Below are 11,367 nucleotides of genomic sequence, written 5' to 3'. Positions count from 1 at the left end.
TTTCTAAATGGTCTTTATTTGATCATTGACAGGCCTCCCCCCAAAAGGTAATTATGGTGTTATTTTGGTTAAATTTGTAATGTATACCGCCGCCACTCATCGTTTGTAGCTGATCGGCAATTTCTTTGATATTCTGATTAGTGAAGGTGGCATTAAAACGACAGCTCAATAGCTTAGGGCTGTTGATTTTAAAATCGACAAGATAGCTTCGTTTTAAGCTGGTTAATATGTTACCCAATGTTTCGTTTTTGAAAATGAAACGGTTTGTCGTCCAGCTGTTAAAATCTGTAGTCCTCTGCTCCATAATCGTATACTTCTTGCTGGCTAAATTGTATACCAAATGCTTTCCAGGGAGCAGTAGCGAGAGTTGTTTTTGCCCATCTTTATTTGCTTCGGATACACCAACTTTACCTGTTCGCACAGAAACACTGTATGTTTTGTTGTCGGCGTAAGCATTAATATTGAATGACGTGCCCAGTACTCGGGTCTGTAAAGTTCCACTGTGGACAATAAAGGGGCGGCTAGTGTCATGTTTAACTTCAAAAAAAGCTTCACCTTCTAATTTTATTTCCCTTTTTTTACCAGGCTCAAAACGCTTTGGGAAGCTGAGCTTACTCATGGCATTTAGGTAAACCACAGAACTGTCGGGAAGTAATAATTTCAACTTTTCACCACGTCTGGTAGTTTTAGTGATCTCTACGATAGCAGAATTGTTGTATTCCGGACGTTGTTGAATCACATACCATGACAAGGCAAGGCTGCAAAACAGGAATAAACATGCTGCATATTTTATCCAGATTGGAAGGGTACGGTTTTTGGTTATTGTAATTCTTTCAGTGGCGGGCTCAGCAATATCTTCCTTCCAAGCATTGTTGATCTGTTCATCAAACAGGCCCTGCGTGTTTTCATGCTTATTGATATAATCAAAAAGCGCAGCTTCTTGTTTCGGCGTGCTCTGCTGATTCAGGTATAGCTTAAATATTTCTTTTATCTCTTCTTCGGTATTCGGTTTCATTACTTATGTGGGGCTGATGCCTCCTGTATATAAGCATATATCTCGCGAAATGACCAAGTGTCTAGTCGAAGACGAATTATTTTTAAAATAAATTCAAAGAGATGGAAATTGCTAGTACGGTTTCTGGGGTGTGGATCTTAAAATAAGCCCTGATGTGGCTTAAAGACTTGGCTATATGACTGTGAACCGTGTTTTTAGAAATATTGAGTTGCTCTGCTATAGATTCGTAAGAAGCGCCTTCATCGCGACTTAACTTAAATACTTTTTTAGTTTGCGGCGGTAAGTCGTCAATTGCTTTTGCGGCTAGATTGGTGTAGTCCTTAAAATTCATTACACTACCTATCGGATCATAATCCGGTTCTGCTTTATCGTGTGAGAGCTGGTAGGCAGCGAGCTTAGCTTTTCGTTGAAATTCTTTGTAGACCAGGTTTTTGGTAATGGTGAGCAGATACGCGTTAAAATCCTTCTCCTCGTTGATGCTGTCTTTGTACTTCCATAAATGAACAAAAACCAATTGAGTAAGCTCTGCAGCTGATTCATCGCATCTTACAAAACGCCATGCAAAACGGTGAATTTTGGCCCTGTAAAGTGCATACACCTTGTTAAAAGCAGTGGTGTCACTTTTCTTTAATAAGATAATTAATTCTTTTAGCAGGCTTTTGTCTAACTGATCCACAGTAATTGAGCATAAATCTATGCTTCAAATGTAGATGCTGTATTTTAACTCAATGTTAAAATTAGATCAAGTGTAATTGTGTGTTTACCTTTTTGTCTGAGGAACATAATCTATCGGAACCATATCGGCCACTTTCTCATATGCCCAAAAGCCTTCATACAGCATAGCTCTGGAGTCGTAGATACTACCGTTTTCGTAAAAACGTACCGGGCCCTGCGTTAAATTGGCGACAGAGATTTCATAATCAGGCACATCAAGTGGGCGGAAGATCCAGAAGCTAGTTTTAGAATAACCTAATGATTCCTTTTCCCGTGTATAGCTGATTGCCAATGCACCTGTCCCGTCTAGTAATTTTAGGTTCTTGTTGTAAGTGTAAATCAAGTTGTCGGGAGAAATCTCTTTGCGATCCAGGCAGTCAATAAACTTAGGCATATCCTGTTGTTTTAACCAAAAGGCAATCCTAGCTGTATCTCTGGGTGCTGCGCTTTTGCTGATCAGGGATGATTTACCTGGAGTTTTTAGTTTAACGAGATTTTTATAAATGATACTATCGGGATAGCGGTAAGGGTTAGGTATTTTAATCATTTTGTTGATGATAAATCCTTCTTCTTTACCCTTTCCCTGGTAAAGCGATCTGAAAAAGTGTTGTGAAGATCCATAATAGGCCGTTTCACGCCTATCGATATACTTTTTCATTTTTGAACCAGAAGCTTTTAGTTCTTCAAAAAATGGATGTCCAGAAAAGTAAATGATCCTCGTTCTTGAATTATACTCAAAATAATCAAGCATATATTTTAAACGATAGCCCAATGCTTTATTCTCTACAATTAAAAAATCAGATGATTTGATGCTGAGTAGACTTTTGGTCACATCATAATCGATGTCTAATACCTGAGGATTTAATATTTTGCACTGCGCGGCATTTGGGCTTGTGCCTATAAAGTACTCCTTAAATTGCTTGAGGTATTTAGCTCTATTTGGATCAGCATGTATCACCACCTCATTTAAAGTAGTGGTGCTTTCCTTTAAAACCAATTCAACCTGAACCGATTTGTCGGATATGATGACGCTTTTTGAATAGGGGAGATAACCCACCATTTGTACCAAAAGATCATAATTGCCTGGCTTGAGGTTGCTGATTTTAAATTTACCTTCACTATCGGCCACAGTGGATACCTTGTAGCCACTTAAATACACACCAGCACCAGGTAGACTTTCTTTTTGATCCCTAACTATCCCTGTTATCGAAAACGAGGTTTGGGAGTAACTATGAAGCCCTGTAAATAAGGTAAGGAAGAATATGAACAGGGATTTTGTCATGAATACGAATATACAAGAAAGGGCCAGAATTTACATCCTGGCCCTTTTATTTGTTTATAATTATTGTTCTTCGATACCCATTTTCTGCATCACGACATCACTCACTCCAGTTGAAGAGTAGCCACCATCATGGAAAAGGTTCTGCATAGTTACCATGCGGGTTAAATCAGAGAATAAAGTTACACAGTAATCTGCACATGATTCAGCATCAGCATTCCCTAGTGGAGCAATGGCATTCGCATAATCATAGAAATCCCCAAAACCTTTAATACCAGTACCGGCAGTAGTTTTTGTTGGTGATTGAGAAACGGTATTGATACGTACTTTTTTCTCTAAACCATAGTGGTAACCAAAGCTACGTGCAATGGATTCCAACATCGCTTTAATATCAGCCATATCTGTATAGAATGGATAAGTGCGTTGAGCAGCCATATAAGTAAGCGCTACCACACTACCACCTTCACTGATTGCATCTAGTTTTTTAGCAACAGCAAGCATTTTGTGAAAGGACATGGCCGAAACATCGATACCTTTCATAAAGTAATCGTAGTTTGATTCCGTATAAGGTATCTTTTTACGAATGTTTACACTCATACCGATAGAGTGCAATACAAAATCTATTTTACCGCCTAATATTTCTTGTGATTGGGTAAACAAGTTGGTTAGCTCATCTACATTGGTTGCATCAGCAGGAATAATTTGTGATCCTGTCTTTTCAGCCAAAGCATTAATCTCTCCCATACGCATAGCGATAGGGGCATTTGTTAAAACAAATGTTGCGCCTTCTTCATGTGCTTTTTCTGCAACTTTCCAGGCAATGGAATTTTGATCTAATGCGCCTGTGATGATGCCGCGTTTACCTTTTAATAAGTTATACATAGTATGTCTGTTTTAAAACAGGCCGAAGTTAATGATTTTTTTCTTTGCAGAATATGGCATTTAGTTTTTATAACCCAGTAGGTCTTTAGCATTCTCCATAGCCGAAGCACCGGGTGTTTTGCCACTCAGCATCTCCGCAATGGCGCTTACCCGATCCCCATTACTCAGCTTGCGGATGCCTGTTGTGGTACGCTCGCTTTGCTCATTTTTATAAACAAAATAATGTGCATCACCTTTGGCTGCAATTTGTGGCAAATGTGTAATACAAATTACCTGCATGTTCTTTTCCAGCTCACCAATTACATCACCAACGCGTAAAGCGGTTTCTCCGGAGATTCCGGTATCAATTTCATCAAATATTAAAGTAGGCAAAGAGGTGTGTTTTGCCATGATGGATTTTATGGCTAGCATTAAACGCGAAAGCTCGCCGCCTGAGGCTACTTTACCCACTGGGGCAGGGGGTTGACCGCTATTGGCAGAGAAGAGTAAGCTGATGAGGTCTTTTCCGTCTTTATTAAGCGCTGTAGCCTGCGATTGGTCAATCTTTATTTTTGCATTAGGCATTCCCACTTGATGCAAGATCTTGCCAACACTAGTTTCGGTATTAACGATCGCCTTACTTCTGTTTGTAGATAGCTTTCCAGCCATGATTTCCAGATCAGCCTGTAGCAGTTCTAATGCTTTGACTAGTTTTTCAATTTCCTCATCGCCGCTCAAAAGATTGGCTAGGTTATCAGATAATTGATTCTGAATGCTGAGTAATTCTTCAATATTGTTTACCCTATGTTTTTGCTGTAATCCATATATAAGATCTAGGCGGGCATTGATCTCATCAATTCTGGAAGGGTTGAAAACGATATGTTCTTCTAGTCCAGCTGTTTCGGCAGCAATGTCTTTTACCTCAATTAAAACCGAACGTAGTCGCTCATTTAAAGCTTCATATGCAGGGTTAAACTTTTCTATACTTTGCAGCTGACCTACTACTTCTTTTAAAATAGGTAGGACCGCATTTTCTTCTTCACTTAATAAATTGTAACCGGTAAGCAAACTCCTTTTAATGCTCTCCGTATTGTTCAGCATTTGTAATTCCGTCTCCATTTTTTCCTGTTCATCACTTTGTAAGCTCGCGCTTTCCAGCTCATTAAACAGAAACTGCTCATAATCTTGCTTGTTCCGCGCTTCATTGGCTTTTGTTTGCAGTTCTGCCAAATGCTGCTGCTGCTGTTTGTACAGTTTAAATTTGCTGCGGTACTCGGTTAGCAATGGCTGATGACCTGCAAGTGTATCCACCACTAACAATTGAAATGAAGGGTCACTAACTTCTTGCGTAGCATGTTGTGAGTGAATGTCGATCAGTCGCTCACCAATCTGTTTCATCACTGTAAGCGTTACTGGGGTATCATTGATGAAAGCCCTCGATTTCCCATCAGTAGAAATTTCCCTTCTCAACGTGTTTTCCTTGTAAAAGTCGACGTCGTTTTCTTCAAATAAGGATTGTAGCTGGGTATCGGCCAGTAAGAACCAGCCTTCTATAATACATTTCTTATCCTGGTTAAAAAAATACTTTGTTTCAGCACGTTGTCCAAGTATAAGAGATAACGCACCAAGCATGATTGATTTACCAGCGCCAGTTTCACCAGTGATGATGTTTAAACCTTTGTCGAGTTCCAGATCAACACTGTCTATCAAAGCGTAGTTACGGATGGAAAGTTTTTGTAGCATATATGATGTTGCTAAATTATGAAAACTTAGCGATGAACTCCACAAAAAAAGGCAGAAGATTATCTCCTGCCTTTCGATTGCATTGTGTATGTTGTTGTTAATGAGTTGTGCTATCTGTTGGGGATTGGTTTTTCTTTTTGATGGCTTCAACATCAGCATCAAATTTCTTTTTTAATTCTTTATACTCAGCAGAATTTTGAAGCGCTTTTGCTTTTTCAACTTCTTTCTCTATGCTTTTTTTAAATTCTGGCGAGTTGAATCGTTGCTCGATCTCTTTGGCTTGCTTTTCAATTTGCACTTGTTGTTGTTTCCATTTTGCAGAATTAAAATACTTTTCAATCTTCATTGCCTGTTTTTCCAGGTCTTTAGCTTGTAGCTCCATTGCTTTAGCATCGAAATTTTTACTGAAGCCCTCGGCCATTTTTTTAACATCTGACTGCCATTTTGGAGATTTTAAGAATGCCAGGCTTTGGTTAATCGTCGAGTCTATGTTAAATTGAAAATCATTAACAAGGGCGAGGGTATCCTTACATTTGTGTTCAATACCATTTCCTTTAATACATATGGTTTTAACTTTGAGCTTTTTCTTTGCTGTGTCGATGTTTGTTTTCAGTACTCGCGATTTAGTCCAGGGTGCTGTAGTTGTAATGCTCAAATTGTGATCTGTCCGATTTGTAACAACCAATTTGATTGACTTAGGTTTAAGTTTGGGTGCTGCTGTTTTTGCCGGACTGATCCATGCCAATGAAAGTATCGTAACTACGGCCAGCATAGTTGCAAAAAGCTGTTGCTTTGCATTCCTGTAATTTGTTTTCATATCAGTAATTCTTTTTATGCGTTGATATAAGTGTTGTTGTTTACCCGATGCCGCCATGGAAAGGGTAGGGGTAGATTTATCTTTAAGGATCTCCAGCTTTAAAAGCGCATGCGCATAGGTTAATGGAGTTCCAGTTAGTTGAAGGACGCGGTCGTCACAAGCATGTTCGCGTTCTATATTGATGAATTTGCCACTTAGCCATACAAAAGGGTTAAAGAAGAGAATCGTTTCTATGGCTGTTTTTATTAGATTTAATAGGTAATCATTTCTTCTAATGTGCGAAAGTTCATGGATGAGGATGGCTTCAACTTGCTTAATGTCGAGTTGAGCGACAAGGGCGATTGGGAAAAGAACAACGGGTTTAAAATAACCGACTACCAGAGGCATATTTACATGTTCGGATAAATAAAAACCAATTTGGCGACGTAGGTTTAGCTTCAAAACTAGTTCTTCAAAAGCGTTTTGCCAAGCTAGAGGCACTACTTCCTTACCAGATTGCTTTAGTAATCGCACTTTTCTGTAACCAACAGAAAGGATGATCAGCTGCAAAAGCAAACCAATTGTATAAGCGCCTACCAGGAAAGGAAAAAATTGCTCAGTACGGTTACCAATAGTTTCAGAGAAACCTGATAAATACGGATTGTTGATGAGCTGATGACCAATATCCGCTACTGGAGTTGATTTTGCAGTACTGGGCCATTTAAAGGAGTAGAAAAATGTGATGACAAAGCTTGTAAACATTATACACATGGCCCCATAGGCGAGGTTGTGTTTTAATTTTGCGGTTACGCGAGGTAAAATCGCAACCAGCAGCAACAATAGTCCGTAAATAATTGCCGCTTGCCATAAGGAGTGAAAAATACTCCATCCTGTCGCTTTGATCAGGTTGTTTACAATTGCTTCCATTTTTTTATTGATTACTTAGTCCATCTAAATACTTTTTTATTGAATCAATCTCCTCCTTGCTTGCGGTATGGTTACCCAGCGCTTGCATCACCATGCGCGCTGCCGAACCATTAAAAACATTGTCTATCATTTTATCAACCAGGTGTTGCTGGGTTTTTTCCTGGTTCACTAAGGCCCGGTAGATATGAGTTTTAGAAGAAGCATCTCGAGCAACTAAACCTTTCTCCAGCATAATCTGCATCAGTTTAAGTGTAGTCGTATAGCCGGCATCCTTATTCTTCTCTAAAATCTCGTGTACATCCCTAACCGTGCAGTTACCCTTTTCCCACAGAATTTGTAAGATTTCGAGTTCGCTTTCTGTAGGTTTAAGGTTGTTTATCGCTGCCATAATCTTTATCTACGAATTGTTTCGTAATCAAATATACGAATCTGTTCGTAGATTAAAAATAATTTAACATATTTTTTTAATATGTTGTAATTAAGGACTTAGCGAGTGGTTTTTAAGGCTTCGTATTTGTTGATGTTGGCAGGATCAATTTCAGAAAGCAGATTGTATGCTTGGATTTTATCCTGCGGATTGGTAGCCGAAAGGATATTTACCAGTTCATCAGCTTTGGTAGCCAAATACATGTTAGGGAATATAGAACCTAGCTTTTGCTTATCCATTTTTTTTAGGCCGACCAATAGAGTAATGATTCTTTTAGCTCCAGCAATGGGATCTTCCTGCATTAGGTCCAGGCCATTCAGATGGTAATCGTATATAAACTGTCTCAGTTCCTCAAAACCTTTGTTCTGCAGGTTCTCATTTAACCAATACCTATTTTTTAAACCGTCAAAAGCTTTCCAGCCTTTGTTTCCAGATACCTGAGCGACATTTAAAATATTCTGAGCTTTATTGTAAAAATAGGTGCCCCCCAATTTATTAAAGCTGTCTTTATCGAGGCCAATAATGGTATAAGCATAAAAACTAAGTAAGGAACTTAAATTGGAGATAAAGTTCTGATCAGAGAAATCCAAAGATTGCCCCTCATTGTAATTGAAATCGTAATCCTTATCGCTGATATTTAGTAAAGTACTGTTGTATGCAGTGTTGTAAACTGGCCTGCTCGATTGAATTTGTGCCTCAGCTTTATAGCCAGCCCCCCCGTCCCAGGCCGTTATGGTGATCACAAAATTACACTCGATGCGCTCAATAGGTGTATAAGTTTCATTAGTCCACTTATTGTTGTTCAAAAACTCCCTGATGATATTTTGAAGGATCTCTAAATTCCTTTTATTGATGTTCGGAACAGTAGGAGCCAGTATCTGTACCCTGGCATTTAACTCTTGTGCAATGCTGTAAGTATTGCAGAACAGAAGGATCAAGAAAATAAGAGAGTAGCGTTTTTTCATGCTTTAGCCAATTTTAATATTTCGTTACAGATGTCGATTGCCACTTCTGTCTTCGATTTCATTTCAAAAACGGTTTTTTCAGCAGCCTTATTAAATATAGTTATTTTATTGGTGTCCATTTTAAAGCCGGCACCTTTATCATTCAGCGAATTGAGTACAATAAGGTCTAGGTTTTTCTTAACCAATTTTCCTTTTGCATATTCTTCCTCATTTTCAGTTTCCAAGGCAAAGCCAACTAATATTTGTCCGCCTTTTTTTAACTGTCCAAGTGTAGCCAGAATATCTTCAGTCTTTTTTAACTCCAGACTAAATTCAGTACTTGTTTTTTTGATCTTCTGATCGGCCTTCTGTACAGGTGTATAATCTGCCACAGCGGCACTCATGACTGTGATCTCAGCGGTGCTAAATTCCGCTTTACAAGCATGTAGCATATCAGCAGCACTTACTACATCAATACGTTTTAATGGGTAAATACTTTTTTCTGCAGTCGGGCCCGTAATCAGTGTTACATCCGCACCTAAACTGGCAAACCTATCTGCAATAGCAAAACCCATTTTACCGGAAGAGTGATTTCCAATAAAACGGACAGGATCAATAGCTTCATAAGTTGGACCGGCGGTAACCATTACTTTCTTTCCCAATAGAGGAAGCGAAGCGCTTACCACATTTGCGAGAAAAGTAAGAATTTCCTCTGGTTCGGCCATTCTGCCTTCCCCATATAAACCACTTGCCAGCTCACCATTACCTGGTTTAATCACCTGGTTTCCATAGGATAGTAGCTTATCAATATTGCTTTGTGTGCTTTCGTGTTTCCACATATCCAGATCCATTGCCGGAGCAACAAATACAGGGCATTTCGCTGATAGGTAGACGGCTGTAAGGAGGTTGTCGCAAAGACCACCAGCCATTTTGGCTAAAGTATTGGCACTGGCAGGGGCAATAACCATAAAATCTGCCCAAAGGCCCAATTCTACATGGTTGCTCCAGACGCCGGTTTCTTCTTCGAAATATTGTGTGTAAACAGGATTCTTACTAAGGGTGGCCAGGGTAAGGGGAGTGATGAAATTTCCCGCATCGGCTGTAAGAATTACTTTGACGTTTGCGCCAGCTTTTACCAGTAGTCTTACCAGTATAGCCGATTTATAAGCTGCAATGCTGCCGCAAACGCCAAGAATTATTTTTTTATTTTTTAGCATGGTTTTAATGAATGCATTGATGCAAATAACCCCTATGCGTAATGTTATTGTTGTTCTTTAGCAGGATTTCTGTAGTAGATCTTATCGTTCAAGAACTCATCAATAGCGATTAAGCTAGGCTTAGGTAAACGCTCATAGTACTTGCTGATTTCAATCTGCTCTCTGTTTTCAAAAATCTCTTCCAGGTTGTCGTTAGAAGAAGCAAACTCAGCTAATTTGCCGTGAAGCTCTTCTTTCATGTTGTTAGAAATTTGATTAGCCCTTTTAGAAATAATAACTAAAGACTCATAAATATTATGTGTTTTCTGATCCAGGTCATTAACATTTCTGGTAACCGTAGTATTTGGTACAGTGGGTTTATTAGTGTTCATATTATTTGATGGGGGTTTTTGTAATAAGACTGTCTCTCTTAGCATCCTTTTCCAGCAATGCTTTATATTTTGTTTGATTTTTTTCTACTTCAGCAAGAAAACTCTTTGCTTTGTCTATACCGTTTTGACTAGCTTTCTTTAAAGCATTGGCTTCTGGTAATAGTTTGCTTTGTGGATGAGCTTCAATAAATTCATCTGCATAGCCGATAGCTTCATTAAAACGATCTTCCTGACGAATCTCATAGCTATTTCTTGCATACTCATATTGTGATTTGATAATCAGCAAATCCATTTCTTCTGCATATTTAATATCAGGGAAATCAATTTGAGCATTTTTTAATGCAATAACTGCCGATTGGTAGTTCACCGCATTAGCACCTGCACCACCAAGGTCGTAATATAACTTCGCATTGGTATAGGCTTTATCCTCTAGCTTTGCACGTAACAAACCAATGTATTTGGCTGCATCAATAGCACGTTCGCTTTTAGGGTAAAAGTTGATGAATAGTTGTAAGGCATCAATTGCTTTATAAGTATTCTCTTGATCCAGACTAGGAGCCGGCGAATCCAAGTAATAACAATATGCACTCATATACCTGCATTCCTCAGCATATTTACTGGTAGGGTAGGTATCTGCAAATGATTTAAACTGATATCTTGCAGTAGTGTAATCCTTTAATTTATATAGTGTTAGGGCATAGTGATAGTTTAGCTCTTCAGCTTCAGCTCTACCCCTGTACTTCTGAGAAAGATCTTCAAACAAGATCAATGCTTTTGCATAATTCTTCTTGTTATACAGTCGCATGGCCTCCTGATATTTTTTGGCTACGTCGTTGCTCAATCTGATTTTTTCAAACTGGCTTTTGCAGCCCGCGATAGTCAGGGCTATAATGGTGAAACTTAATAGTAGTACGTGTTTAATTTTAAACATTCTGCAAAGATAAGGTAATAATACGATAACGTCAATTAAAAATAATAGGACGCTAAGCTATGTAAAGGCATTGAAGGTAGCAAGGCGTTAACATAATTTAACAAATGACCGTTCTCTTCTGCGGCTGCATTGCTTCGCAGAA

The 11,367-nt window shown here is 38.8% G+C and carries 11 protein-coding genes; all 11 read right to left on the bottom strand.

Translation table 11 applies throughout. From position 1 onward, the window contains the following. Positions 1 to 22 precede the first annotated feature (22 nt). Positions 23 to 1,015 carry a FecR family protein gene (locus EZ444_RS18985; RefSeq protein ID WP_131610725.1) on the bottom strand — a complete coding sequence of 331 codons (993 nt, stop codon included), beginning with the start codon at positions 1,013 to 1,015 and terminating at the stop codon, positions 23 to 25. An 82-nt stretch (positions 1,016 to 1,097) separates the two neighbouring features. Beyond that, positions 1,098 to 1,691, bottom strand: coding sequence for an RNA polymerase sigma-70 factor (locus EZ444_RS18980; RefSeq protein ID WP_165503663.1), 594 nt, complete (start codon positions 1,689 to 1,691; stop codon positions 1,098 to 1,100). Between the two features lie 84 nt (positions 1,692 to 1,775). Further along, entirely contained in the window at positions 1,776 to 3,011 is a 1,236-nt protein-coding gene (locus EZ444_RS18975; RefSeq protein WP_131610723.1) for a carboxypeptidase-like regulatory domain-containing protein, read from the bottom strand. 60 nt (positions 3,012 to 3,071) lie between these two features. Then, positions 3,072 to 3,890: an enoyl-ACP reductase FabI gene (locus EZ444_RS18970; RefSeq protein WP_131610722.1), complete on the bottom strand. Its 819-nt coding sequence runs from the start codon at positions 3,888 to 3,890 to the stop codon at positions 3,072 to 3,074. A 60-nt stretch (positions 3,891 to 3,950) separates the two neighbouring features. Further along, on the bottom strand, positions 3,951 to 5,612 hold the full coding sequence (gene recN, locus EZ444_RS18965) for a DNA repair protein RecN (RefSeq protein WP_131610721.1): 1,662 nt from the start codon (positions 5,610 to 5,612) through the stop codon (positions 3,951 to 3,953). Positions 5,613 to 5,709: 97 nt separating this feature from the next. After that, complete coding sequence (locus tag EZ444_RS18960) at positions 5,710 to 7,335, bottom strand: M56 family metallopeptidase (protein WP_131610720.1); 1,626 nt, start codon at positions 7,333 to 7,335, stop codon at positions 5,710 to 5,712. A 4-nt stretch (positions 7,336 to 7,339) separates the two neighbouring features. Then, the gene (locus tag EZ444_RS18955) at positions 7,340 to 7,723 is read right to left on the bottom strand and encodes a BlaI/MecI/CopY family transcriptional regulator (protein WP_131610719.1); all 384 of its coding nucleotides are present in this window, start codon (positions 7,721 to 7,723) and stop codon (positions 7,340 to 7,342) included. A 98-nt stretch (positions 7,724 to 7,821) separates the two neighbouring features. After that, entirely contained in the window at positions 7,822 to 8,727 is a 906-nt protein-coding gene (gene porD / locus EZ444_RS18950) for a type IX secretion system protein PorD (protein ID WP_131610718.1), read from the bottom strand. Then, on the bottom strand, positions 8,724 to 9,923 hold the full coding sequence (gene coaBC, locus EZ444_RS18945; protein ID WP_131610717.1) for a bifunctional phosphopantothenoylcysteine decarboxylase/phosphopantothenate--cysteine ligase CoaBC: 1,200 nt from the start codon (positions 9,921 to 9,923) through the stop codon (positions 8,724 to 8,726). The genes porD and coaBC overlap by 4 nt, the downstream gene beginning before the upstream one ends. A 44-nt stretch (positions 9,924 to 9,967) precedes the next feature. Next, positions 9,968 to 10,294, bottom strand: a complete 327-nt coding sequence (locus tag EZ444_RS18940) for a DNA-directed RNA polymerase subunit omega (RefSeq protein ID WP_131610716.1) — start codon at positions 10,292 to 10,294, stop codon at positions 9,968 to 9,970. Position 10,295: 1 nt separating this feature from the next. After that, complete coding sequence (locus tag EZ444_RS18935) at positions 10,296 to 11,225, bottom strand: outer membrane protein assembly factor BamD (RefSeq protein WP_131610715.1); 930 nt, start codon at positions 11,223 to 11,225, stop codon at positions 10,296 to 10,298. Positions 11,226 to 11,367 lie beyond the last annotated feature (142 nt).

It is taken from the genome of Pedobacter hiemivivus (assembly GCF_004331685.1).
Classification (GTDB): domain Bacteria; phylum Bacteroidota; class Bacteroidia; order Sphingobacteriales; family Sphingobacteriaceae; genus Pedobacter; species Pedobacter hiemivivus.
This window is presented reverse-complemented; position numbering and strand designations above follow the sequence as displayed.

Bases quoted from the DNA above. Each gene is read 5' to 3' on its own strand.
- EZ444_RS18985 (WP_131610725.1), bottom strand. From the start codon at position 1,015: ATGAAACCGAATACCGAAGAAGAGATAAAAGAAATATTTAAGCTATAC.
- EZ444_RS18975 (WP_131610723.1), bottom strand. From the start codon at position 3,011: ATGACAAAATCCCTGTTCATATTCTTCCTTACCTTATTTACAGGGCTT.
- EZ444_RS18970 (WP_131610722.1), bottom strand. From the start codon at position 3,890: ATGTATAACTTATTAAAAGGTAAACGCGGCATCATCACAGGCGCATTA.
- recN (WP_131610721.1), bottom strand. From the start codon at position 5,612: ATGCTACAAAAACTTTCCATCCGTAACTACGCTTTGATAGACAGTGTT.
- EZ444_RS18960 (WP_131610720.1), bottom strand. From the start codon at position 7,335: ATGGAAGCAATTGTAAACAACCTGATCAAAGCGACAGGATGGAGTATT.
- EZ444_RS18955 (WP_131610719.1), bottom strand. From the start codon at position 7,723: ATGGCAGCGATAAACAACCTTAAACCTACAGAAAGCGAACTCGAAATC.
- porD (WP_131610718.1), bottom strand. From the start codon at position 8,727: ATGAAAAAACGCTACTCTCTTATTTTCTTGATCCTTCTGTTCTGCAAT.
- coaBC (WP_131610717.1), bottom strand. From the start codon at position 9,923: ATGCTAAAAAATAAAAAAATAATTCTTGGCGTTTGCGGCAGCATTGCA.
- EZ444_RS18940 (WP_131610716.1), bottom strand. From the start codon at position 10,294: ATGAACACTAATAAACCCACTGTACCAAATACTACGGTTACCAGAAAT.
- EZ444_RS18935 (WP_131610715.1), bottom strand. From the start codon at position 11,225: ATGTTTAAAATTAAACACGTACTACTATTAAGTTTCACCATTATAGCC.